This window comes from Streptomyces albidoflavus (assembly GCF_000719955.1).
Taxonomy (GTDB): Bacteria; Actinomycetota; Actinomycetes; order Streptomycetales; family Streptomycetaceae; genus Streptomyces; species Streptomyces albidoflavus.
Window position 1 is genome coordinate 118,498 of sequence record NZ_JOII01000006.1, and the last position, 23,555, is coordinate 142,052.

Annotated in this window: 23 protein-coding genes; 9 read left to right on the top strand and 14 right to left on the bottom strand. The window is 73.9% G+C overall.

The features are described from left to right. Positions 1–21: 21 nt before the first annotated feature. From IF45_RS0108335 to IF45_RS0108345, 3 genes are all read right to left on the bottom strand, one after another. Positions 22–1,530, bottom strand: coding sequence for a CitMHS family transporter (locus tag IF45_RS0108335; RefSeq protein WP_030306526.1), 1,509 nt, complete (start codon positions 1,528–1,530; stop codon positions 22–24). A gap of 575 nt (positions 1,531–2,105) precedes the next feature. Next, the gene (locus tag IF45_RS0108340) at positions 2,106–2,963 is read right to left on the bottom strand and encodes a Tim44 domain-containing protein (protein ID WP_030306528.1); all 858 of its coding nucleotides are present in this window, start codon (positions 2,961–2,963) and stop codon (positions 2,106–2,108) included. 197 nt (positions 2,964–3,160) lie between these two features. Then, the gene (locus IF45_RS0108345) at positions 3,161–4,495 is read right to left on the bottom strand and encodes a deoxyguanosinetriphosphate triphosphohydrolase (protein ID WP_003947895.1); all 1,335 of its coding nucleotides are present in this window, start codon (positions 4,493–4,495) and stop codon (positions 3,161–3,163) included. Positions 4,496–4,712: 217 nt separating this feature from the next. Here IF45_RS0108345 and IF45_RS0108350 point away from each other — a divergent pair, with 217 nt between their 5' ends. Together IF45_RS0108350 and IF45_RS0108355 are read left to right on the top strand one after the other, a co-directional pair. Beyond that, entirely contained in the window at positions 4,713–5,477 is a 765-nt protein-coding gene (locus IF45_RS0108350) for a SanA/YdcF family protein (RefSeq protein ID WP_008415194.1), read from the top strand. A 107-nt stretch (positions 5,478–5,584) separates the two neighbouring features. Further along, a complete protein-coding gene (locus IF45_RS0108355; RefSeq protein WP_030306531.1) occupies positions 5,585–5,902 on the top strand; it encodes a hypothetical protein in 318 nt (105 codons plus the stop codon). 35 nt (positions 5,903–5,937) lie between these two features. On the opposite strand, the gene IF45_RS0108360 is transcribed toward IF45_RS0108355, so the two are convergent. Together IF45_RS0108360 and IF45_RS0108365 are read right to left on the bottom strand one after the other, a co-directional pair. Next, a complete protein-coding gene (locus tag IF45_RS0108360) occupies positions 5,938–6,675 on the bottom strand; it encodes an ATP-grasp domain-containing protein (RefSeq protein WP_030306532.1) in 738 nt (245 codons plus the stop codon). A gap of 95 nt (positions 6,676–6,770) precedes the next feature. Next, entirely contained in the window at positions 6,771–7,451 is a 681-nt protein-coding gene (locus tag IF45_RS0108365; RefSeq protein ID WP_003947892.1) for an HAD family hydrolase, read from the bottom strand. Positions 7,452–7,711: 260 nt separating this feature from the next. Between IF45_RS0108365 and IF45_RS0108370 the strand changes: the two genes are divergently transcribed. The 4 genes from IF45_RS0108370 (at position 7,712) to IF45_RS0108385 (ending at position 12,281) form a co-directional block, all read left to right on the top strand. Then, a complete protein-coding gene (locus IF45_RS0108370) occupies positions 7,712–8,680 on the top strand; it encodes a TIGR03557 family F420-dependent LLM class oxidoreductase (protein ID WP_026234982.1) in 969 nt (322 codons plus the stop codon). Continuing rightward, positions 8,677–9,618 (top strand): non-homologous end-joining DNA ligase, encoded by a 942-nt coding sequence (ligD, locus tag IF45_RS0108375; protein ID WP_030306535.1) that lies wholly within the window; start codon positions 8,677–8,679, stop codon positions 9,616–9,618. The genes IF45_RS0108370 and ligD overlap by 4 nt, the downstream gene beginning before the upstream one ends. A 130-nt stretch (positions 9,619–9,748) precedes the next feature. Continuing rightward, positions 9,749–11,845, top strand: a complete 2,097-nt coding sequence (locus IF45_RS0108380) for a catalase (RefSeq protein WP_030306537.1) — start codon at positions 9,749–9,751, stop codon at positions 11,843–11,845. Positions 11,846–11,900: 55 nt separating this feature from the next. After that, complete coding sequence (locus tag IF45_RS0108385; protein WP_003947888.1) at positions 11,901–12,281, top strand: hypothetical protein; 381 nt, start codon at positions 11,901–11,903, stop codon at positions 12,279–12,281. Positions 12,282–12,354: 73 nt separating this feature from the next. On the opposite strand, the gene IF45_RS0108390 is transcribed toward IF45_RS0108385, so the two are convergent. The 5 genes from IF45_RS0108390 to IF45_RS0108410 all read right to left on the bottom strand — a co-directional run bounded on the left by IF45_RS0108390 (position 12,355) and on the right by IF45_RS0108410 (position 16,447). Beyond that, on the bottom strand, positions 12,355–13,404 hold the full coding sequence (locus IF45_RS0108390) for an NAD-dependent epimerase/dehydratase family protein (RefSeq protein WP_030306539.1): 1,050 nt from the start codon (positions 13,402–13,404) through the stop codon (positions 12,355–12,357). A gap of 184 nt (positions 13,405–13,588) precedes the next feature. Next, complete coding sequence (locus IF45_RS0108395) at positions 13,589–14,470, bottom strand: SDR family oxidoreductase (protein WP_030306541.1); 882 nt, start codon at positions 14,468–14,470, stop codon at positions 13,589–13,591. Between the two features lie 39 nt (positions 14,471–14,509). Continuing rightward, a complete protein-coding gene (locus tag IF45_RS0108400; protein WP_030306543.1) occupies positions 14,510–15,550 on the bottom strand; it encodes an iron-containing redox enzyme family protein in 1,041 nt (346 codons plus the stop codon). Beyond that, positions 15,547–15,789, bottom strand: coding sequence for a CDGSH iron-sulfur domain-containing protein (locus IF45_RS0108405; RefSeq protein ID WP_010637694.1), 243 nt, complete (start codon positions 15,787–15,789; stop codon positions 15,547–15,549). Before IF45_RS0108405 ends, IF45_RS0108400 begins: the two co-directional genes overlap by 4 nt. Beyond that, positions 15,773–16,447: a HemK2/MTQ2 family protein methyltransferase gene (locus IF45_RS0108410; protein ID WP_003947883.1), complete on the bottom strand. Its 675-nt coding sequence runs from the start codon at positions 16,445–16,447 to the stop codon at positions 15,773–15,775. The genes IF45_RS0108405 and IF45_RS0108410 overlap by 17 nt, the downstream gene beginning before the upstream one ends. Before the next feature lie 345 nt (positions 16,448–16,792). Here IF45_RS0108410 and IF45_RS0108415 point away from each other — a divergent pair, with 345 nt between their 5' ends. Further along, entirely contained in the window at positions 16,793–17,173 is a 381-nt protein-coding gene (locus IF45_RS0108415) for a DUF6479 family protein (RefSeq protein ID WP_003947882.1), read from the top strand. Positions 17,174–17,267: 94 nt separating this feature from the next. On the opposite strand, the gene IF45_RS0108420 is transcribed toward IF45_RS0108415, so the two are convergent. Continuing rightward, positions 17,268–18,056: a VOC family protein gene (locus tag IF45_RS0108420; protein WP_008408688.1), complete on the bottom strand. Its 789-nt coding sequence runs from the start codon at positions 18,054–18,056 to the stop codon at positions 17,268–17,270. 132 nt (positions 18,057–18,188) lie between these two features. Then, positions 18,189–19,226: a rod shape-determining protein gene (locus IF45_RS0108425; protein WP_008408690.1), complete on the bottom strand. Its 1,038-nt coding sequence runs from the start codon at positions 19,224–19,226 to the stop codon at positions 18,189–18,191. Positions 19,227–19,456: 230 nt separating this feature from the next. Here IF45_RS0108425 and IF45_RS0108430 point away from each other — a divergent pair, with 230 nt between their 5' ends. After that, complete coding sequence (locus IF45_RS0108430) at positions 19,457–20,728, top strand: MFS transporter (RefSeq protein ID WP_174905206.1); 1,272 nt, start codon at positions 19,457–19,459, stop codon at positions 20,726–20,728. A 389-nt stretch (positions 20,729–21,117) separates the two neighbouring features. On the opposite strand, the gene IF45_RS0108440 is transcribed toward IF45_RS0108430, so the two are convergent. Beyond that, positions 21,118–21,717 (bottom strand): hypothetical protein, encoded by a 600-nt coding sequence (locus IF45_RS0108440; protein WP_030306547.1) that lies wholly within the window; start codon positions 21,715–21,717, stop codon positions 21,118–21,120. A 267-nt stretch (positions 21,718–21,984) separates the two neighbouring features. Further along, the gene (locus IF45_RS0108445) at positions 21,985–22,407 is read right to left on the bottom strand and encodes a MarR family winged helix-turn-helix transcriptional regulator (RefSeq protein WP_008408697.1); all 423 of its coding nucleotides are present in this window, start codon (positions 22,405–22,407) and stop codon (positions 21,985–21,987) included. An 88-nt stretch (positions 22,408–22,495) separates the two neighbouring features. On the opposite strand from IF45_RS0108445, the gene IF45_RS0108450 reads away from it, so the two are divergent. Continuing rightward, on the top strand, positions 22,496–23,515 hold the full coding sequence (locus IF45_RS0108450; protein WP_003947876.1) for an NADP-dependent oxidoreductase: 1,020 nt from the start codon (positions 22,496–22,498) through the stop codon (positions 23,513–23,515). The last annotated feature ends 40 nt before the right edge of the window (positions 23,516–23,555 follow it).

Here is a 23,555-nt window from a genome sequence, read left to right on the forward strand (position 1 = left end):
CGGGCGGTACGGGCGGGGGCCTCAGGCGATGCCGAGGAGCAGGGCGGCGGCCAGGATCACCAGGGAGACCATCACGGCCCACTTGACCGTGGCGCGGGTGTGGTCGCCGAACTCCACCTTGGCCATGCCGACCAGCACGTAGACGGCGGGGACCAGCGGGCTGGACATGTGGAGCGGCTGGGCGATGAGTGAGGCGCGGGCGATCTCCAGCGGGGAGACGCCGTGCTGGGCGCCGGCCTCGGCGAGGATCGGCACGATGCCGAAGTAGAACCCGTCGTTGGACATGAAGTACGTGAAGGGGATGCTCAGCAGGCCGGTGATGAGGGCCATGTGCGGCCCGAGGCTGTCCGGGACCGCGCCGACCAGCGTCTTCGCCATCTCCTCGACCATGCCGGTACCGGTCAGCACGCCGGTGAAGACGGCGGCGGCGAAGACCATGCCCGAGACGTTCAGGACGTTGTCCGCGTGGGCGGCGATCCGCTCCCGCTGCTGCTTCATGTGCGGGAAGTTGACGGTCAGGGCGAGGGCCGCGCCGAACATGAAGATGACCGGGATCGGCAGCAGCTGGGCGACCAGGGTGACCAGGACCGCCAGCGTCAGCAGGGCGTTGAACCAGAAGAGCTTCGGGCGCAGCGTGGGGCGGTTCGGGTCGAGCGTGCCCCCTTCCCCGTCCTCGGCGGGCCCGTCGCCGGAGTCGCCGCCGGTGCCGGGTTTCGCCAGGTCCGGGGTGGCCGTACCGCCGGAACCGCTCGCGGCGGCGGGGCCGGTGGCCGTACGGGTGGCGGTCGGCCCGGCGGAGCCGGTGCGGCTGCCCGCGCCCACGCCGGCCGGGGTGCGGTCGCGGGTCTCGGCCCCGGCCTCCTCGTCCTCGGTGGTGGTCACGGTGTCGGAGGCCGGGCCGGACTCGGTGAGCAGGCCCAGGCGGCGGCGCTCGCGCAGGCCGAGAATCCAGGCCAGGGCGAAGACGCTGAGCAGGCCGATGGCGAGGGCGGGCACCATCGGGACGAAGATGTCGCCGGCGTCGAGCTTCAGCGCGGTGGCGGCGCGGGCGGTGGGGCCGCCCCAGGGGACGGTGTTCATCACGCCGTTGGCGGTGGCGGTGACCATGGTCATCGTCAGCACGCTCATCTTCAGCCGCAGGTAGAGCGGGAGCATCGCGGAGACGGTGATCATGAACGTGGTCGAGCCGTCGCCGTCCAGCGAGACGATCGCCGCGAGCACCGCCGTGCCGAGCACGACCCGGGCGGGGTCGGCCTTGCAGAACCGCAGGATGCCCCGGACGATCGGGTCGAACAGGCCGACGTCGATCATCACGCCGAAGAAGATGATCGCGAACATCAGCATGGCCGCCGTGGGCGCCAGTTCGCCGATCCCCTCCAGCACGTACTCACCCAGGTGGGACCCCTGTCCCGCGATCACGCAGAAGAGGGCCGGGATGAGGATGAGCGACGTCATCGGGGACATCTTCTTCGTCATGATCAGCGTCAGGAATGTCGCGATCATGACGAATCCGAGGACCGTCAGCAGCATAGAACTTCCACCTTCGTCCGGCTCGTGGCCACAGCTCCGTGGCCGGACGAAAGTACGAGCGGCGCTCCGGCGGACACAAGGAGTCAACGCGAGAGCAATACGCGCGAAACCTTCCCGCCCCCTCCCGGTCGCCTCGGCGGCGCGGGCGAAGCCTCCGGCGGCGTCCTGATCTGCGGTGACGGGTCGAAGAGCGGATGGCGGGGGCCGGGCGCGAGGTTCCGGGGACCGGCTACGGTCGGTGGCGTGACCGGTCCCTGGGGTGGCGCTGAACGCGCCTCACCGAGCCGGTACGGGTCCCTGGCGGGCCGACGCGGCGGCGGACGCGGACGGGCGCTGACGGAACGGCCCGCCGGGCGGGCGAGCGGGACCGTGGCCGGGCCGCGCCCTGGTCGACGTCCCGCTCAGCTGACGCCTCGTCAAGAGGGTGGCCCCTGCGGCAAATACCGGCGCACGCCGTGGACATCCGTGTCCCGGTGCCGGGGTGGGTCGGGCTCCTCGCGGTCGCGCCGGTGGGTGCCGGGCGGCGGCCAGTCGGCCTCCACCCGGGAGGCCGTCTCGATGTCCGGGGCGGAGCTTCAGGGCGGCTCCCGCCGGTGCCTGCGGGCCGCCGCCGGCTTGGCCTTGCGCGCGACCCGCTCGGCCCTGCTCCCGCCCTCGTGCCGCGCGCCCCTGCGTGCCGTCCGCCCGGAAGAGCCCACCTCCGCCGTCCGCCGGGCCGTCCGCCCGGCCGACCCGGCCGCCTCCGAGGCCGTGTCCCCGGCTTCGGACGCCGTGTCCCCGGCCTCGGAGGCGACGTCGGAGGCCGCGTCTCCGGCCTCCTCGACCGCCTCGCCGGCGCTTCCCCCGACCTCCTCCGCCGCCTTTCCCGCGCCCTGTCCGACCTCCTCGGTCGCCTTCCCCGCGCCCTCCCCGACACCCTCTACGGCCTTGCGCGCCCCCTTGCCCGTCTCCTGCACGGCCTCCCCGGCGCCCTCGCCCAGCTCCCCGACCGCCTGACCGGCGCCCTCGCCCAGGTTCTCCGCCGTGGCGCCGAGCCCGGCGGTGATCTGCTCCAGGATCTGCGGGTTCCGGTCGATGGTGGCGAGCACCCGGCCGATGATCGCGGCGACGTTGTCGAGCCGGACGTTGAGCAGCGCCTGCGCGTCCACGCCCTTGATGTCCAGCTCCACGCCGGAGAGTTCGACGTCTGCGCCGACGTTCAGCTTGAGGAGGCTCAGCACCTCGGCCTGGAGGGAGACCTTGGCCCGCAACTCCTCGACCTGGAGATCGATCTCGTCCACGTGGAGCTGCGGAACGTCGAGGTGGACGTCCGGCTCGCCGGACGTCCCGGCGGGCGGCGAGGGCGGGGCCGGCTCGGCCAGCTCCCCCTCGATCGGCTCTTCGAGCTCCTCCTCGCGGTCCGCCTCGTCCTCCGCGTAACCGTGTTCTGTCATGCGGCCCTCCGTGGATCTGCGGGCATACCGTCACATTTCACCCTAGGTGAGGTGTGCGCGGAGTGCGCCCGGAGAGCCGTCGGCGCAGGTCGTCGGGGAGCACCACGTCGTGGGGCTCCCGCCTCGTGATGCCTTCCGGCCGCCCGGTGACGCGGTCCTCCCGTGTGGTCACGCCTCCCGGCCGGGGCCGCCGTGCCTCAGCAGCGGCTGCCCGGCTCCGTCAGGTCCGCGTGCAGGGAGCGGGCGGAGGCGTCGGTGAGCGAGGCGATCTGGTCGATGACGACGCGCTTGCGGGACCGGTCGTCCTGCGCGGCCTCGAAGAGCGCGCGGAACTGCGGGTCCAGCCCGAACGGGGCGCGGGCGAGGAGCGCCTGCGCCAGCTCGGCGATGACCACGCGCTGCTCGGCCCGCAGCACCTCCTGCTCGGCGCGCTGCATCACGTACCGGTCGGCCAGCGCCTTCAGCACCGCGCACTCCAGCCGTGCCTCACGCGGCACGACCAGCTCCGCCGCGTACCGCACGGGGGAGGTGCCGCGTCCGGCGCCGGTGGGCGGTCCGAGGACGTACGCGGCGCGGGTGGCGGCCTCGGCGGCCAGGCAGAAGCGGCCGATCAGCTGGCTGGTGGCGTCCTTCAGCCGGGCCTGCGCGGCGGCGGTGCCGTCGTACCCGTGCGGCCACCACTCCTCGTCCATGAGGCGGTCCAGCGCGGCCGTCACCTCGGCCGGGTCGCTCCCCGCCGGGGCGTACCGCTCCAGGGCGAGGCGGGCGATGTCGCGGCGCTCGGGGTCCGCGTGCAGCAGATTGGGGTCGATGTGACCCGCGTGCAGGCCGTCCTCCAGGTCGTGGACGGAGTACGCGACATCGTCCGACCAGTCCATGATCTGGGCCTCGAAGCAGGTCCGCCCGGCCGGGGCCTGGTCGCGGAGCCAGGTGAAGACCGGCAGGTCGTCCTCGTAGACGCCGAACTTCGGGGAGGCCGGATCGGTGGGGTGACCGCCGCGCGGCCACGGGTACTTGGTGGCGGCGTCCAGGGAGGCGCGGGTGAGGTTGAGCCCGACGCTGGTCTGCTCGCCGGTACGCGGGTCGGTGCGGAACCGCTTGGGCTCGATCCGGGTGAGCAGGCGCAGCGACTGGGCGTTGCCCTCGAAGCCGCCGCAGTCCCCGGCGATCTCGCTCAGCGCCTGCTCGCCGTTGTGCCCGAAGGGCGGGTGGCCCAGGTCGTGCGAGAGGCAGGCCGTCTCGACCAGGTCCGGGTCGCAGCCCAGGGCGGCGGAGAGGTCGCGCCCGACCTGGGCGCACTCCAGGGAGTGCGTGAGGCGGGTGCGGGGCGCGGCATCCCACACCCGGCTGCGCGTACCCGGGGTCACCACCTGCGTCTTGCCGGCGAGGCGGCGCAGGGCGGAGGAGTGCAGGACGCGGGCCCGGTCCCGCTGGTACGCGGTCCGGCCCGGTCGTTTGTCCGGCTCCGGGTCCCACCGCTCCACGGCGGTGACCGCCGCCTCGACCGGATGGGGATGCTCTGCTGCCGTCATGGCTCCGACCGTAGCCGCCGCGAGTGACAACCGTGCACGCGGAGCCTCCGGTGGGGTGTCCGTGCCGAGGCGCACGCTGGAGGGCGGCGCGGGCTGAGGTGCCGTCAGGCAGGTTTCCCACCGGCTTCGTTGTGGAGGCGCGTGGCGGGAACCGGGGCAGACCGGGCGGCGTTGGAGAGGGCAGGGGGATCACGGAGCGTGAAGTGTGGGGGTAGAGATGGGGAACGGTGTGCGGGCCACGGCCGAGCGGGCCGGGCGCGCGGTGCTGAAGGCCCGGCGGGCGGCGGCGCACCTCGTGGCGGGGCGGGCGCCGGCGTCCCGGGCCGCCGGCGGGAGACGGCCGGGCGGGCGCCGGGCGCTGCTCGCGGTGATGGTCCTCTGCGTGCTGGCGCTGCTGCCCGCCGCCTGGATGCGCTTCTCGGCCGACGGCCACCTGCGGAGCACGGCGGACGTGGAGCGGACCGAGGTCGCGGTGGTCTTCGGCGCCGGTCTGTGGGGCGAGGAGCCCTCGCCCTACCTCGCCCGCCGCCTGGACGCGGCGGCCGAGCTGTACGAGGCGGGCCGCACCGAGGTGGTCCTGGTGACCGGGGACAACAGCCGCGAGGAGTACGACGAACCGGAGGCGATGCGCCGCTACCTGGTGGCCCGGGGCGTCCCCGACCACCGGATCGTCAGCGACTACGCGGGCTTCGACACCTGGGACTCCTGCGTCCGCGCCCGGAAGATCTTCGGCGTGGACAAGGCCGTCCTGATCAGCCAGGGCTTCCACATACACCGGGCGGTGACCCTCTGCCGTTCCGCCGGGCTCCAGGCGTACGGCATCGGCGTCGACGACCGCCACGACGTCAGCTGGTACGCGGGCGGCGCCCGTGAGGTCCTGGCCTCGGGCAAGGCCGCCCTGGACGTCCTGCTCCGCCCCGACCCGGTCTTCCTCGGCGAGCAGGAGGAAGGGGTGACCCGCGCGCTGGAGTCCGCGCGGTGACCTGGCGGCGGTGGCGAGCGCGCCGTTCGACCGGGTGGCGGTTCCCCTTTGGCAAGGCCACCCGGGTCCGGTCGAAGGGTGAGAAGCGACGGGGGTTCCGCAGGGCTGTGAAGCGGGTGGGGGAGGGGCTGGTCGAGGCGGTGGGGGAGGCCGTCGCCGAGGTGATTCTCGGCCTGCTCGCCTGTGCCCTGCTCGGCTGCCTGGTGCTGATCGCCTACCTGAGCTGGTCCTTCAGTCCGCGCCTCACCCTCGCAGGGGCCGGGCTGTTCAGCCTCCTCCTCGCCCATGGGGCCTGGCGGACCTTCCGCACCACCGCGAAGGGGCGCCGCCGGGGCTTCGCCGCCTTCACCGCCGGCATCTTCAGCGTCACCGCCGTGACGGCCCTCTTCCTGCTGTTCTACGCCACAGGATGCGACTGCCTGTGAGGCCCGGGTGGCACGACCCCGGCGCCCCACTACGATCACCGCCGTGCGAACGCCCGGTCTCGCGGTCGCAGGTGTTCGCGTGGGCCCGCCGCCCGCAGGACCACGTCCAGGACCCGTGCCGGGTCGGCCGCGTAGGCGTGCGAGAACCACGCCATGTTGGCCTCCACCACGGCCCACCGGTGGCGTTCCTGGCGCTGGTCGCGCAGGTGCCCGATGTCCAGGACGACGGCACTCGGCAGCGTGTGCCCGGCGGCGGCGGTCAGCCGGTCGACGAACTCCCGGATCTGCGTGGCGACGGCCCTGCCCGCGCGGTCCGTACTGAGCGGGCAGGGGTCGAGTCGGCCGAACACCGCATACCGGCTCGCCGTGGCGATGCGCCCGTCCAGCAGGAAGAGCCGGTACTCCGCTGCGAAGGTCACCACGTCGGACAGCAGCACCGGTTCGGCCGGGTCGAGGGAGGGGGAGAGCTGGGAGCCGTCGGTATAGACATCGGCCGGGAAGGACTTTTCGCGGGGCGGTTTGACGAACGTCGGACGGTCGATCGCCCGCGCGTCCGCGACGGTCCCCGTGCGGACCCGGCGCCCGGTGAACTCCTCCGGCAGCTCGGCGAGCCAGCGGTCCGCCGGTTCCAGCAGCGCCAGGCCGAGCCGCCCTGCCAGCCGCTCACCTGCGGCGGGTCCGCCGTACCAGTGGGCCGGCCCGGTCAGGCCGGGCTCCTCCGCCGCTCTGACCGGCATCCCCCGGCGCGCCGCCTCGGCGGCCAGGAGTTCCATGGTCGACGTCCGCCACCCGGGCATGACCAGCACCGAGCACCCCTCCCCACCCTTCGCCGGACCGCCACGCCGACCCGGCGGCGTCCGCCGTCGTTCTACGCCGCCAGGGGGCTCGTGTCCAGGTGGGCCAGGAGGTCGCCCGGGGTGTCGTAGACCGCGACGGCGCCCGCCTCCTTCAGTTCGGCGGCGCTGACGCCGCCGGAGAGCAGGGCCGTGCAGTCGACGCCCGCGCGGCCGGCTGAGACCACGTCCCAGACCGAGTCGCCGACGAAGTGGGCACGGTTCGGGGGGACGCGGGCCTCGCGAAGGGCGGCTTCGACCAGGTCGGGGGCGGGTTTGCCGGCGTCCACCTGGTCGCTGTCGGTGGTGGCGAGGATGGCGTCGTCGGCGTCGATGGTGCCCAGCATCGCCTTCAGGTCGTGACCGCGCGCCGAGGTGGCGAGGACCACCCGCCAGCCGCGCCGGGCCAGCGCGCGCAGCAGGTCGGCGGCGCCGGGGACGGGCTGGAGCCGGTCGTGCCAGGTGCCGAAGAGAGTGGCGTGGGCGTCGCTGATCGCGGAGACGTGCTCCTCGGAGTGGCCGGGGCCGATCAGGCGCTCGACGAGGTGGCCGCCGGACATGCCGATGAGCCGGTGGATGTCGCGGGTCGCCACCTTGTGCCCGGCCTGCCGGAACGCCTCCCACCAGGCGACGGTGTGGAAGTAGGTGGAGTCGACCAGGGTGCCGTCGACGTCGATGATGGCGGCGCGGGCCTGCTCGGGGGGTGGTGTGGTCACGGCGGGCACCTCGCTGAGGTAGGGCGGACACGGGCACGGCGTGCGGTCCCGCCTGCCCGGTGATCGTGCCGGGAACCGGACGGAGGCGGAACGGAACGAATCGCTCCACCCTTGCGAGCGTAGGCCCGGCCAGGGTGGTCGGGCATCCGGAGCGCCCGCGTCCCGGCGGGTGGCGGGAGCGTGCGTTCCCGATCCTCGGGCAGCCGGATCCGGAGGGGCGTCCCGGGTTTCATTCTCCGCCGATCGGCAAAGCACCTCATATGGTGCAAATCGGATACACGATGATGACCGAGCAGGCAGGCCCCCGGCAGCTCGTCCAGGACGTGGTGAAGGCCGAGGAGGTCGGCTTCGACTTCTCCGTCACCTCCGACCACTACGCCCCCTGGCTGGTGGAACAGGGCCACGCCCCGTACGCCTGGAGCGTGCTGGGCGCCGCTGCCCAGGCCACCTCCCGCATCCCGCTCATGTCGTACGTGACCTGTCCGACGACCCGGTACCACCCGGCGGTCGTGGCCCAGAAGGCCGCCACGCTCCAGCTGCTCTCCGAGGGCCGTTTCCGGCTCGGGCTCGGCTCGGGGGAGAAGCTCAACGAGCACGTCGTGGGCGGCGGCTGGCCCGGGATCGCCGAGCGGCAGGACAAGTTCGACGAGGCGGTCCGGATCATCCGCTCCCTCCTCGACGGCGACACCCTGACCCACCACGGCGAGTACTTCGACGTGGACGCGGCCAAGCTCTGGGACCTCCCCGACGAGCCGCCGCCCATCGGCATCGCCGTCTCCGGTGAAGCCTCCTGCGAGCTGGCCGGCGAGCTGGCCGACCTGGTCATCGCCACCGAGCCCAAGTCCGGGCTGATCGACGCCTTCGAGCGGCACGGCGGCGAGGGCAAGCCCCGCGTCGGGCAGCTCCCCATCTGCTGGGACCCGGACCGTGCGGCGGCGGTGCGCCGCGCCCACGCCCAGTTCCGCTGGTTCGGCGGCGGCTGGAAGGTCAACAGCGAGCTGCCCACCCCGGCCGCCTTCGCCGGGGCCACCCAGTTCGTCCGCGAGGAGGACGTGGCCGCCTCCATCCCCTGCGGCGACGACGTGGGGGAGTTCGTCGACGCCATCGGGGCGTACAAGGAAGCCGGGTTCACCGAGATCGCCGTGGTGCAGGTCGGCGGCGACTCGCAGAGCGGCTTCCTCGACTGGGCCGGCTCCACCCTGCTCCCCGCGCTCCGCGACCGGCTGTGAGCGCGGTGGGCGCCGGGGACGAGGAACGCGTCCGGGCCGGGCGGCGCACCCTCACCGTCCACCGGCCCGACAAGGTGCTCTACCCGGACGACGGCCTCACCAAGGGCGAGGTCGTCGGCTACTACCGTGACATCGCCCCGCACATGGTGCCCCACCTGCGCGACCGCCCGCTGATGCTGGAGCGCGACCCCGAAGGCGTCGGGGAGCAGCCGCACTTCATGCAGAAGAACGCCGGCGCCCACTATCCGGAGTGGGTGCGCCGGGCGCCGATGCCCAAGGAGGACGGCGGCACCGTCGACCACCCGGTCTGCGACGACGCCGCCACCCTCGTCTACCTCGCCGACCAGGCGGTGCTCACCTTCCACCGCTGGCTCTCCACCGTCGGGAACCCCCGCCACCCCGACCTCCTCGTCCTCGACCTCGACCCGCCGGGCGACGACTTCGCGGCGGTCCGCGAGGCCGCCCTGCGCTTCCGCGACCTCCTCGCCGAGGTGGAGCTGGACCCGCTGCTGATGACCACCGGCTCGCGCGGGCTGCACCTCGTCGTCCGGCTCGACGGCCGCGCCGGTCACGACACCGTCCGCGCCTTCGCCCAGGACGCCGCCGAACTGCTGGCCGCCCGCCACCCCGACCGGCTCACCACCGCCGTCCGCAAGGACCGCCGGGGCGACCGCCTCTTCCTCGACTCCGGCCGCAACGCCTACGCCCAGACGGCCGTGGCCCCCTGGTCGCTCCGCTCCCGCCCCGGCGCCCCCGTCGCCGCGCCGCTCACTTGGGAGCAGCTGGACGACCCGGAACTCGACGCCCGTACCTTCTCGCTCCGTGACCCGGACGGCGTACAGGCGCAGGCCGCGTCCCGGCCCTGGGCCCGGCCGCCGAGGCCGCGGGGGATCGCGGCCGCCGCGCGGCGGCTGGAGAAGCTGCGACGGAGTGGCTGAGCCGGCATGCCGAGCCCGGTCGCGGAGGGTGATTGGCCCGTGTTGCGGGGTTTTACGGCCCGGGGGACGGTTACGCGAGTGGGAGCCCACCGGCCTCACGCCCCCCACGTGACTGCAGGAGACACCCGGCATGGCGCAGAACAAGTCCCCCGACCCGAAGCAGCGGCAGCGCGCGGAGGCGCTCGCGCCCGACCCCTGCGGCGGCCCCCTCACCACCGACCAGGGCGTGACCGTCGAGCACACCGACGACTCGCTGCGCGCCGGCGAACGCGGGCCCACCCTGCTGGAGGACTTCCACTTCCGGGAGAAGATCACCCGCTTCGACCACGAGCGCATCCCCGAGCGGGTGGTGCACGCCCGGGGCGCCGGGGCGTACGGCTACTTCGAGCCCTACGCCTCCTGCGCGGAGTTCACCCGGGCCGCCTTCCTCCAAGACCCCGCCGTGCGCACCCCGGTCTTCGTCCGCTTCTCCACCGTGCAGGGGCCGCGCGGCTCCGCCGACACCGTGCGCGACGTGCGCGGCTTCGCGACGAAGTTCTACACCAGCGAGGGCAACTACGACCTGGTGGGCAACAACTTCCCGGTCTTCTTCATCCAGGACGGCATCAAGTTCCCGGACTTCGTGCACGCGGTGAAGATGGAGCCGCACAACGAGATCCCCACCGGCGCCTCCGCCCACGACACCCTCTGGGACTTCGTCTCGCTCCAGCCGGAGACGCTGCACACCATCATGTGGCTGATGTCCGACCGGGCCATCCCGCGCAGCTACCGCATGATGCAGGGCTTCGGGGTGCACACCTTCCGCTTCGTCGACGCCGCGGGCAAGGGCACCTTCGTCAAGTTCCACTGGAAGCCGAAGCTCGGCGTCCACTCGCTCGTCTGGGACGAGGCCCAGGAAGTGATGGGCCGCGACCCCGACTTCAACCGGCGCGACCTCTGGGACACCATCGAGGCCGGCCAGTACCCCGAGTGGGAACTGGGCGTGCAGCTCGTGCCCGAGGCGGACGAGCACAAGTTCGACTTCGACCTCCTCGACGCCACGAAGATCATCCCGGAGGAGCAGGTCCCCGTACGGCCCATCGGCCGCATGGTGCTCGACCGCAACCCGGACAACTTCTTCGCCGAGACCGAGCAGATCGCCTTCTGCACCGCCAACGTCGTGCCCGGCATCGACTTCACCAACGACCCGCTGCTCCAGGCCCGGAACTTCTCCTACCTGGACACCCAGCTCATCCGGCTCGGCGGCCCCAACTTCGCCCACATCCCGGTCAACCGGCCGGTGGTCGACGTCCGCAACAACCAGCGCGACGGCTACCACCAGGAGGAGATCCACCGGGGCACCAACTACTCGCCCAACTCGCTGGGCGGCGGCTGCCCCGCGCTCGGCTCCGTGGACGAGGGCGCCTACCGCCACCTCGCCGAACGCGTCGACGGCGTCAAGATCCGCAAGCGCAGCCCCAGCTTCGACGACCACTACACGCAGGCCGCGCTCTTCTGGCACTCCATGGCCGGCTGGGAGAAGCAGCACATCGTCGACGCCTTCCGCTTCGAACTCGGCAAGGTGGGCGCCGTGCCGGTCCGTGAGCGCACCGTCGAGCAGCTCGCCCGCGTCGACCACGAGCTGGCCACCGCCGTCGCCGAGGGCATCGGCGTCGCCGCCCCCGCCCGCCAGGAGACCCCGAGCCCGCAGCCGTCCCCGGCGCTGAGCTTCGAGAACAACCAGGGCGAGTCCACCATCGCCACCCGGCAGATCGCCCTGCTCGCCACCGACGGCGTCGACGCCCACCAGGCCACCGTCCTCCGCGACACCCTGCGCGAACGCGGCGCCGTCGCCGAGGTGCTGGCCCCGCACGACGGCACCGTACGCGCCGCCGACGGCTCCCCCCTCACCGTCGACCGGGCCCTGCCCACCGTCGCCGCCGTCCTGTACGACGCGGTGGTGCTCACCGACGGCAGCGAGCCGGGCGACGGCTCCGACGGCGACGCGGCCCGGCGCTTCGTCCGCAATGCCTACCGCCACGGCAAGCCCGTCGCCGCCTACGGCTCCGCCACCGAGCTGCTGACCCGGCTGCTCCCCGACGGGCTGCGGCTGAGCACCCCCGACGGCGAGGTCACCGCCGACCGCGGCGTGGTCAGCGGGGGCACCGCCGACTCGCCGTTCACCGAGGAGCTGGTGAAGGCCGTCGCCGCCCACCGCTTCCGCGACCGCCCGGCGCCCCGGGCCTGACCCGCCGCCGGCCTTCGACCGCCGACCACCGCCGACCACCGAAAGGGAGGCCCACGTGAGCCCCTCCGACAACGGGACCCAGGTCCTCGTCGTCCTGACGGGCGCCGACGCCCACGACGCCCGGATCGTCTTCGACGCCCTCGGCACGGCCTTCGCGCCCGCCGGGCCCGACGAGAACCGGGCCGCCGCCGAGGACGACGCCGCCGGGGCCTCCCTGCTGCGCTCCGCCCTCTACGAGGCCGGCGAGCAGACCGGCCACCCCCAGGTGGCCAGCCCGCTGCGCACCGTCGTCAACGTCACCCTCCAGGGCGACTACGGCGCCGTCGACCGCCTCTGCGCGACCCTCGCCGACGCCTTCCGGCTGGAGAAGGTCGGCGAGGCCCCCGGCGACCAGGAGAAGGAAGTCGAACTCCGGCTCCACCCGCACGACAGCTGACTCCCCCCGACACCCGCCGGGCCGCCCCCCCCATGTCCCCACGGGGAGGCGGCCCGGCGGCGTGCCGCCCCGCTCAGGCGGCGGCCGGTTCGTGCCCGGCGAGCGGCGCGGTCGGCAGGCCCCCGTGCGAGCGCACCCCGCGCAGGAAGGCGTCCACCGCCTCGGTCGCGCTGTGCTCCGGCGACCAGCCCAGCTCCGCACGGGCCCGCGCGGTGTCCAGCAGCGGCAGCCGCAGCACCGCGTCGAAGAGCCCCGGCGAGGCCCCCAGCGCCCGCAGCCGCCACCCCGCCGACAGCGCCGCCCTCGGCAGCGCCGGGGGCAGTTCCACGGACCGGCTCTCCAGCAGTGCGGCGAGGACCTGCCCGTCGATCACGGGGTCGGCGGCGAGGTTGAAGGGGCCGCGCACCTCCTGGACGACGGCCCGCGCGTAGGCGTCGGCCGCGTCGTCGGTGTGCAGCGCCTGGAACCGCAGCCCGCGCACCCCCGGCAGCACCGGCAGCAGGTCGGGCCGGAGCAGGCGCCCCGGCAGCAGCCGGTGGCCGAAGATCCGCAACTGCTCCCCGGCCGCGCTCTCCTTGAAGAGGAAGGCGGGACGCATCCGCACCACCCGCGTGTCGGGGTGGTCCCGCTCGAAGGTGTCGAGCACCCGCTCCAGGTACGCCTTCTCCCGCGTGTAGGCGGCGCCCGGCCAGCCGTGCGTCGGCCAGGACTCGTCCACCCGGTGGCCGTCGGCCGGCCCCGGCGCGTACGCGCCGACCGAGGAGGCGTGCACCAGGGCGGGCACCCCGACCGTCGCGGCGGCCTCGAAGACCCGCAGCGAACCGAGGACGTTGGCCTCCCAGGTGACCGCCGCGTCCCGGGTCGGCTGGAACCGCCAGGCCAGGTGGACGACGGCGTCCGCGCCCTCGAAGAGCCGCAGCAACCGGTCGGGCGCCTCCGGCGCCGTCAGGTCGCAGGCGGCCCACTCGACCCCCGGATACGAGAGCCGGGGCGTCCGCCGGGCCAGACCGAGCGCCGAGACCACCCGGGGCTCCTCGGCCAGACGCCGCATCACACTGGTGCCGACATTGCCGGTGGCGCCGGTGACGACCACCCGCAGGGGTTTCGGGGTGCTGCTGGTCATGGACACTCCTCCTGCCGTACGGCGGAACCGGCCGGGCCGGGGGTGGACCGGCCGGGGGTGTGCTGGTGGTGGGGGAGGCAGGGGGCGCCGCCCCCGGTCGGGGCGCGCCGGCGCCGGCCACCCCAGGCCGGCCGCTCCGCCCGTGTCGGTCGGACGCGCTTCTCGGGCCTCGCCTCGCCGGCCACTAGAGCGGCTGCCCGCCCGTCACGTTCATGATCTCGCCGGTGATGTAACTGGCCTGGTCGGAGGCGAGGAAGACGTAGGCCGGAGCGAGTTCGGCCGGCTGGGCGGCGCGGCCCAGCGGCGACTGGGCGCCGAACTCCTCGGTGCTGGGCAGCGTCGAGGGGATGAGCGGGGTCCAGACGGGGCCGGGCGCGACCGCGTTGACCCGGATGCCGTCGGCGGCCAGCATCTGGGCGAGGCCGTGGGTGAACGTGGTGATGGCGCCCTTGGTCATGGCGTAGTCGAGCAGGTGCGGGGAGGGCTGGAACCCCTGCACGGACGTGGTGTTGATGATGGCGGAGCCCGGGCCCAGGTGCGGGCGGGCCTCGCGGCAGAGCCAGAACATCGCGTACAGGTTGGTGCGCATCACCCGGTCGAACTGTTCGGTGGTGATCGCCTCGATGCCCTCGGGCTGTGACATCTGGTACGCCGCGTTGTTCACCAGCAGGTCCAGGCCGCCGAGTTCGGCGACGGTCCGGGCGACCAGTTCGCGGCAGGTCTCCTCGTCGCGGATGTCGCAGGGCACCGCGATCCCGGTGCGGCCCGCCTCGGTGATCAGGCGCAGGGTGACGCGGGCCTCGTCCCGCTCCTCGGGCAGGTGGGCGAAGACGAGGTCGGCGCCCTCGCGGGCGAAGGCCAGCGCCACCGCCCGCCCGATCCCGGAGTCCCCGCCGGTCAGCAGCGCCCGCCGGTCCCGCAGCAGCCCCCGGCCCCGGTAACTCTCCTCGCCGTGGTCGGGTACGGGGTCCATACGGGCCGTGCTGCCCGGGTGCTCCTGGCTCTGCTCGGGCTGGGGCGGGCGCGGGCGGTCGCCGGCGTCCTGGTGGCCTCGGGGGTCGGTCATCGGAAGCTCCCTTCCGGTCGTCGGAGGTACGGGGCGCGGTCAGGCGGGCCGGGCCACGGCGTCGGCGTGGTGGCCGGGGAGGAGGGCGCTGCGGTCCTGGGTCCAGGCGTCGAGCAGCAGCGCCCCGAGCCGGTCCTCCAGCAGGGAGGTGGCGGCGACGCCGAAGGCCACGTCGGCGTCGAGTTCCGGTTCGTCGGCGAGGAGCCCGGCCACCACGTCCCGGCGCACCACCTGTTCGTGGACGGCGTCCGCCTCGACGTGCTCCTCGTAGAAGCGGACCGCCGCCGGACCGGCCCCCGCCTTGCGCAGCGCGTCCGCGAGCCGCCGCGAGCCGGGGGAGGAGGTCACCTCGACGGCGGCGAAGTGGCCGACCAGCGCGCCGCGCAGCGCCCGGTGCAGCCCGAAGAGCGACATCAGGTTGACGGTGGCGAGGGCGGCGGCGGGGGCCGCGTCCAGGTAGTGGCCGTAGGCCGGGTCCAGGCCCAGTTCGGCCATCAGCTCCGCGTAGAGCCGGGCGTGCACGTCCTCGGCGCGCCCCGCGCCGAACTCGTCGTACTCCACCGCGGCCAGCCCCGCCTTGGCCCGGCCGCGCAGCCGGGGGATCATCCAGGCGTGCGGGTCGGCCTCCTTGAGGTGGTAGAGGGAGCGCAGCGCCGCGTACTCGCGCAGTTCGGGCAGGCGGTGGGTGCGGCGCAGGTGGTGGCTGACGCTGCCGGGCCGGTGGCCCGCGGGCTCCACCAGCAGGGCGTCCAGGGCGGCCGCCGCGCTCGCCGGGCGTTCGGCGTCGGCCCGCAGCGCCGCCAGGAACGGCTGCTCCAGCGTGGCGCGCAGGGCCAGCAGTTCGGGATCCCACTCGCGGCTGTCGTCGGCCGGGGCGCCCGCGAAGCCCTGGTAGTGGAGTTCGTAGAGGACGTACAGGGCGAGCTGGAGGTCCTCGCCGTACGGGTCGGCGGTGGCCTCGGCGCCGTCGGTGACGGGGGAGCCGCCGGAGCGCAGCGCCTCCACCACCCCCGCGGACACGGGGCCGCGCGGCTCGGGGAGCCGGGGCCGGGTGAGCCGGGAGCGGGCGGGCGTGGTCATCGGGGTTCCTCCTCCGGGGAGTCGGGCGCGTCGGCCCTCTCCGGGGCGCGTGCCCGGTGGCTGGTGTCGCACCACGGGTAGCGGGCGCTGCGGCGGCAGGTGCAGAGGGCGACGGTCGGCCGGTGCGAGAAGTGGGTGGTGCCGTCCTCGGTGACCACCTCGACGGGCCCGTCCACCAGGAGCGGCCCGCCGTCGGGGTCCAGCCGCACCCGCGTCGGGCGCTCAGGCGTGGACGGCACGGACGATCACCAGTTCCTCCCACGGACTGCCGTCGGCCAGCCCCCGCGCCACCAGCCACTCGTGGCGCCCGGTCAGCACCGGCCCGTACGGGATGCGGACCCGGTCGCTGACCTCGGCGCGCATCCCGGCGGCGGCCAGCCGGCTCAGGGTCGCCTCGGTGCCGCAGAGCGCGGAGTGGACCAGCAGCAGGGTGCCGCCGGGGCGCAGCGCGGCCGGGGCGTCGGCGCAGATCCGGTCGAGCAGGGCGCGCCCGTCGGGACCGGCGTCCCAGGCGCGGGCGGGGCCGGAGGCGGGCGGTGTCTCCTCGGGCGCGGGCACGTACGGCGGGTTGCTGACCACCAGGTCGAAGGTGCGGCCGGTGACGGGCGCCGTCAGGTCGCCGCGGTGGACCCGCAGGCGGCAGCGGGCCCGGGCGGCGTTGAGCCGCGCGGTGAGGACGGCCGTCCAGGAGATGTCCACGGCGGTGACGCGGGCGCCGGTGCGGGCCGCGTGCAGGGCGACGGCCCCGGTGCCGGTGCCGAGGTCGAGCACCTCGGTACCGGGTCCCGGCTGCTCGGCGGTGACGGCCCGGGTCAGCAGGGCCGTGTCGTGCTGGGGTGCGTAGACCCCGGCCGGGGCCAGCACGGGGGAGAGCGGGGGAGCGGGGGCACTGGTCATGGGCGGCTCCATCCTGGTCGGGGCAGCGGCGAACGCGGCCGGACCTCCTGTCCACTCTCCGGCCGACGGGCCGGGTCCACCACTTGGCCCAGGGGATGTCCTGGGGCGCCGCGTACGCCCGAGGAGCGCGTCCACCTTTCGGGGCCCGGTTGCTCCGGTCGGGTGACCGGGTGAATGACTGGCTCCGCAGCGGTCATGCGGGGGGTGAGGGATCTTTCGCGAAGCGCCCGCACAGCTCCGGGCGTAACGTGGAGAACCAGACATGTCGGACGGCGGTGACCGCTGGGCGGACAGCCCGGCAGGCCGCCCGCACCGACCGACCGCCCAGCGGCAGGAGGCGCGCACATGTACGCAACGACCGAGGCCCAGGTCCTGGGAGCCTCCGAGTCGGGGGGAATCGGGTGGGTGCTCGGCATCGGGCTCGCCGTGCTGGCCGTGGCCGTGGTGGGGATGCTCGTCTGGGTGGTCCGCAAGGGCATCCAGACCCGCGCGGAGGAGCCGGAACCGCCGAGCCCCGAGTCGCAGCCGCACAAGCCCGCCCGGCCCACCCATGAAGAGGACTACCGCGAGGACGACGTGGGGGAGTTCCCGACCGACGGCGGCCGGCTCCTGCCCCACGAACTGAAGGGCGTCAGCAGCCACCAGGCCGAGCCCCCCGAGGGCGGCCGGCCCAAGCACACGCCGGGCCACAGCGGTGGCTTCGGCAGCGGCGGCGCCGGCGGCTGAGCCGCGCCCCCTGCCGCACCGCGGCGTGACCGCCCGAAGGCCGGGCCCTCCCAGGAGGGCCCGGCCTTCGGCGTGCGGGGCGCCCGCCGCCCGCTCAGGTCATGGGCGGCATCTCGCCCTCGGTGGTGCCGGTGTCGATGACGGAGAAGGACGCGCCCTGCTGGTCGGAGACGGCCGCGAACCGGCCGAAGGGCGTGGTCGTCGGGCCGTAGTGGACCTGGCCGCCCAGGCGGACCGCCGTGTCGAGGGCCGCGTCGCAGTCCGGCACGGAGAAGTAGACGTTGACGTAGCTGGGGACCTCCGGCGGGAAGTCGTCGGTCATCGCCATCCGGCCGAGGACCGGGCGCCCCGCCACGCTCCAGATCCGGAAGTCCATCTCCGGGTCCTCCATCACGCCGACCTGGTAGCCGAAGAGCTCGGGGAAGAACCGGTCGGTCGCCGCCGCGTCCCGGGTGTAGACCTCCGCCCAGGCGTACGCGCCCGGCACCTCGGTCAGCCCGAACCCCGGGTGGGTGTTCGGCTGCCAGAGCGAGAAGGCGGTGCCCGCCGGGTCCCGCAGCGAGGAGGTGATGCCGAAGCCGCCGACGTCCTCGGGCCCCATCGCCACCGTGCCGCCCAGCCCCTCCACCCGGCCGGTCACGGCGGCCGCGTCCGAGGTGGCCAGGTAGAGGTTCCACAGGGCGGGGGCGTCGGGACCGGGCATGACCGGCATGAGGGCGGCGACGGGCTTCCCGTCGACCAGCGCCATCGTGTAGTTGCCGTACTCCTCGCCGAGGTCGTCGAAGGTCCAGCCGAGGACCTGGCCGTAGAAGTCACGGGCGGCCGCCAGGTCGGGAAACATCGCGTCGGCCCAGCAGGGCGCGCCGTCGGGGAACGGACTCATGGGGTTGCCTCCACAGGGGCGGGGGGGGGAAGGGGTGGTCCGCGGCCGGTGCGGCCGCAGGACGGGCCGGGGCGGGCGAGGGGCCCGCCCCGGCCCGTGGGTCAGGGAGTTCGCGGAGCGCGCGGCGCGGCGTCAGGCGGAGAGCGGGTTGAGCGTCATCGGCTCGATCAGCCCGTCGAGCATCGCGCCGAGCCCGGTCACCGAGGCGATGTCGGGCCGCTCGGCCACCTGGACCGGCATCCCGGTCGCCTCCCGGATCATCTGGTCGAGGCCGGGCATCAGGGCGCTGCCGCCGACCATCATGATCCCGCGGTCGGCCAGGTCGGCGACGAGGTCGGGCGGGCAGTCCCGCAGCACCTTGCCGATGCCGTCGAGGACCCCGGTGAGCGGGATGCTGATGGCGCTGCGCAGCCCCACCGTGTCCACCTCCACCGACCGGGCGAGGCCGGTGGCGACGTCCCGGCCGTGGATCTCGGTGGTGCCGCTCCCCGTCATGGACAGGTCGCCGCCGCGCAGCGCCACGTGGAGCGGGCGGACCGACTGGCTCGGCAGCATCAGCTCGTGGTGGTGGCGCAGGTAGGAGAGGACGGAGTGGTCGATGGCGTTGCCGCCGACCGGGACGCGCTCGGCCGTCACGATCGAGCCGAGCGAGAGGACGGCGATCTGCGTGGTGGCGGCCCCGCACACCAGGATCATGCTGGCCTCGGGCCGCTCCACGGGCAGCCCGCACCCCACGGCGGCGGCGATCAGCGTGTCGACCAGCTCCACCCGGCGCGCCCCGATCCCCACCAGCGTCTCCACGGTGGCCCGCTGGGCCAGCGGGTCCGCGTCGTGCGGCGTGCAGGCGGCGGCCCGCAGCCGGGGCTTGCGGCGCAGCGCGCGGCGCACCTTGTCACCGAGGAGGTGGCGGAGCATCCGCTGCGCCATGTCGATGTCGATGACGGTGCCGCCCTTCACGGGGCGGACCACGCGGATGTAGCCGGGGGTGCGGCCGGTCATCTGCTCGGCCAGCGTGCCGACCGCGATGAGCGCGCCGGTGCGCGTGTTGATCGCCGCCGCGCTCGGTTCGTCGACGACGACCCCCTCGCCCTTGATGAAGACCCGGGTCCGTGCGGCCCCCAGGTCGACGGCGAAGTGGCAGCGGCGCAACTGCTCCAGACTTGCGGTCACGGCAGATCCTCCCGAGTGCGGTGACGGATACGAGCCCGGTGCGGGCGGCTCCCTCGATCCTGGGCCCGCCGCCGGTTTGCCGCCCGCCGGGAGGGTCCGCGCGGGTGGCCGCGGGTCCCGGGGCCGGGGGAAACCCGCTCGGCCGGGTGGTGGGCGGCGCGTTAGCATCCGCTCCTGTGCACAGTGAGACCTCGAAGGACGAGCCCCCGGCCCCGGACGACGCGCAGGCGATACTCCCCTCCCCGCGAGACCCGGTGGCGGCTCCGCCTCGAAAACGGCTCCTCGCCGACCTGACGCCCCTGCGTACCTCCGCAGACTTCCGGCGGCTGTGGATCGGCAACACCATCTCGTGGGTCGGCCAGGGCATGACCGCCCTCGCCATCTCCCTCCAGGTCTACGACCTCACCCGCTCCAGCTTCTCGGTCGGCCTGGTCGGCCTCTTCTCCCTGGTGCCCCTGGTCGTCTTCGGCCTCTACGGCGGGGCCATCGCCGACACCGTCGACCGCCGCCTGCTGGGGCTCGCCAGCTCCACCGGCTCCTGGCTGCTGGCAGTCGCCCTCGCCGTGGCCGCCTTCGCCGGCTTCCACCAGGTCTGGTTCCTCTACGCGGTCGTCGCGCTCCAGGCGGTCTGCGCGGCGCTGAACTCCCCGGCCCGCACCTCGATGATCCCGAGGCTGCTCCCCGCCGAACAGCTCCCCGCCGCCAACGCCCTCAACTCCATGACCACCACCTTCGGCACCATGACCGGGCCGATGCTCGGCGGCGCCCTGGTCGGACTCTGGGGCTACCAGGCGGCGTACCTCATCGACGCCGTCGCCTTCACCGCCGCCCTCTACGCGATGTGGCGGCTCCCGGCGATGCGCCCGCAGCGCGAGGAGGGCAGCCGGGGGCGCGCCTCGGTCCTCGACGGCCTGCGCTTCCTCGCGACCCGGCCCAACATCCGGATGACCTTCTTCACCGACCTGTGCGCCATGGTTCTCGCCCACCCCCGCGCCCTCTTCCCCGCCGTCGCCGTCGTCTGGTACGGCGGCGACGCGAAGACGGCCGGGCTGCTGGTGGCGGCGCCCGCCGTCGGCGCCCTGCTGGGCAGCGTCTTCTCCGGCTGGCTCGGCCGCGTCCACCGGCACGGGGTGGCGATCCTGCTCGCGGTCGGCGGCTGGGGGCTGGCCGTCGCCGTCTTCGGCCTCACCCGCAACCTCTGGCTCGGCCTCCTCTTCCTGGCCCTGGCCGGCGCGGCCGACGCCATCTCCATGGTTTTCCGCTCGACCATGCTCCAGGCGGCCACCCCGGACGCGATGCGCGGCCGGCTCCAGGGCGTCTTCATCGTGGTCGTCGCGGGCGGCCCGCGCCTCGGCGACTTCCTCGCCGGCAGCGTCGGCGACCTCGCCTCCCCGACGGTCGCGGTCACCGGCGGCGGCCTCCTCTGCGTCCTCGCCGTCACCGCCCTCGGCCTGCGCTGGCGCAACTTCGCCCGCTACGACGCCCGCGACCCGCAGCCCTGACCCCTGGAGGGTGAGTGAACGGCGGCGGCGCCGCCTCCCCTTGGGACGAGGGGAGACGGCGCCGCACCTGCCCGGGCTCAGTGCCCGGACGCGCTTCCGACAGGTGTCACACCAGCCGGCCGACGAAGTGGACGAGGCCGGCGAGGATGTCGGTGAGCAGGTTCATGGGAGGGATCTCCTTGGTGCTGCGCGCCCGGGGACAGGGCGCTCGGGACATGGAACACGGGCCCTGGGAAAGAGACTTGGGCTCCGTCGCGGTGACGGTGTGCACCCCGTCGGTCGCTGAACGCAAGCATTGTGCTTCGTGGCGTGCTCACGCAATTCCTCGCGGAATGATCACCTGTTCAAGGGAACATCCGTCCATCTGTTCGCGCGACCGGCAACGGGGGTCACTCGCGTCCCTCCACCACCGTGACCTCCTGGAGCAGCCCCCAGGTGAACTCCGCGACCGCGTCCCGCACCGGCCCGCCCTCGCACTCCGGCGCCGTGACGCGCAACCGCCACCGGGTCGGGGCCGAGCCTTGCATCGGCCGTGCGGGAAAGGCCCGCGCGACCTCCTCGACGGTGTACTCCCAGGGCCGCAGGGCATCCAGCGCCGCCGGAGCGGGCGGCGCACCCCCGGGCCCCCGCACCAGCCACTCGTTCCACAACGCACCCCCGGGCGCCACCACCGCCTCGAACCGCAACGCGGGCCAGAGCACCACCGGCCACCGCAACGCCTCACACTCCAGATCCCCCACGACCCGCCGCTCCACGGCCTCCGGCACCCCCAGCACCGACCGCAACAACCCGGCCCCCCGCCGCCCCCTGGGTAACCGCACCATCGCCTGCCACCGCCGGTTCGCCTCCCGCATGGCGCCGGCATCCACCCCCAGCTCCCGCCGCGCCTCCTCCACCATCCCCGCCTGAAAATCAGCCATCCGCCGCAACAACACCAACTGAAACTCAAGCGACCCGAACGAACTGGTCCCACCGACAGCAGCGCACATCCCCCCATTGTCCGCAGCCCCCACCCCACCGCGAAAAACAGCGGGCACGACCACCGAGAGGCAACTGGCCGACCGCCGAAAAACAGCCCGGCCGGCGCTTGAGGCCATCTTGAACGGACGAGTCCGATCCGGACCTCGGCCCACAACCCAGCCCGGCCGGCGCTTGAGGCCATCCTGAACCGTCAGGTTCCCCCGGGCCCAAGCCCAAAGATCAGCCCGGCCGGCGCTTGAGGCCACCCCACCGCACCCCCGCCGGGGAGGGAAGACTCACTCCCCGGCCATCCTCCGCAACATCCCCCGGAGGACCTCCCGCTCCTCCCGGGAAAACCCGGCAAGCGGCTCCCGAGCAAAATCAAGGGAGTCCCGCAGCACCCGCGCGACCTCAAGCCCCTCCGCGGTCAGAGCGGCCACCTTGATCCGCCGGTCCCCGGGATCGGCCTGCCGCTCGACCAGCCCCCGCAGGGCGAGCCGGTCCACGATCCCGGTGACGTTCGACGGCTCGCACTTGAGCCGCCGGGCGATCTGCCGCATGGGCATCGCCTCGAGGGACAGCAGACCCAGTACACGCGCCTGCGCGCCGGTGAGTGCCTGCTCGGCGGCGGCCCGGTCGTACTCCTCGTGGTACCGCGCCACGACAGCGCCGATCAGCTCGACGACTTCGAGGGTCAAGGGGTCCGTGCGGGTGGCCATGGGTCCCAGGATAGCCGGTTGCTTGACAACATGAAATATTCAGACGCATTGTTGTTTCACCTCATGAAACATTAGGAGGAGACACCGCATGACCGCACTTCCCTCGTCCGGCCGCGAATGGCACCTCGTCGCCCGCCCCGACGGCTGGCCCACCCCCGAGGACTTCGCCCTCCGCGAGGTCCCGGTCGAGGCCCCCACGGCCGGCCGGATTCTCGTCCGCAACCTGTACTTCTCGGTCGACCCGTACATGCGCGGCCGGATGAACGACGTGAAGTCGTACGTCCCGCCGTTCCAGCTGGACGCCCCCATGGACGGCGGCGCGGTCGGTGAGGTCATCGCCTCCGAGGCCGAGGGCTTCGCCGTCGGCGACCACGTCCTGCACGGCCTGGGCTGGCGCGAGTACGCCAACCTGCCGGCCAAGCACGCCAAGAAGGTCGACGGCTCGCTGGCCCCGCTCAGCGCCTACCTCGGCGTCCTCGGCATGCCGGGCCTGACCGCGTACGCCGGCCTGCTCGACGTCGCCTCGTTCAAGCCCGGCGACGCCGTCTTCGTCTCCGGCGCGGCCGGTGCCGTCGGCAGCGAGGTCGGCCAGATCGCGCGGCTCAAGGGCGCCTCCCGGGTCATCGGCTCGGCCGGCTCCGACGAGAAGGTCAAGCTCCTCGTCGACGAGTACGGCTTCGACGCCGCCTTCAACTACAAGAACGGCCCCGTCGCCGAGCAGCTGAAGGAGGCCGCCCCCGACGGCATCGACGTCTACTTCGACAACGTCGGCGGCGACCACCTGGAGGCCGCCCTCGGCCGCCTCAACCAGTTCGGCCGGGTGGCGCTCTGCGGCGCCATCGCCCAGTACAACGACAAGGGCGCCCCCACCGGCCCGCGCAACCTCGCCCTCGCCATCGGCAAGCGGCTGCGGCTCCAGGGCTTCATCGTCGGCGACCACAGCGACCTGCAGCCGCAGTTCGTCGACGAGGTCTCCGGCTGGGTCCGCTCCGGCGAGCTGAAGTACAACGAGACCTTCGTCGAGGGCATCGACAACGGTGTGGAGGGCTTCCTCGGCATGCTCCGGGGCGAGAACACCGGCAAGATGATCATCGACCTGTCCCGCTGAACGACTCTCTCGTCTAGGCTCGGCCACGGCCCGCCGGGGT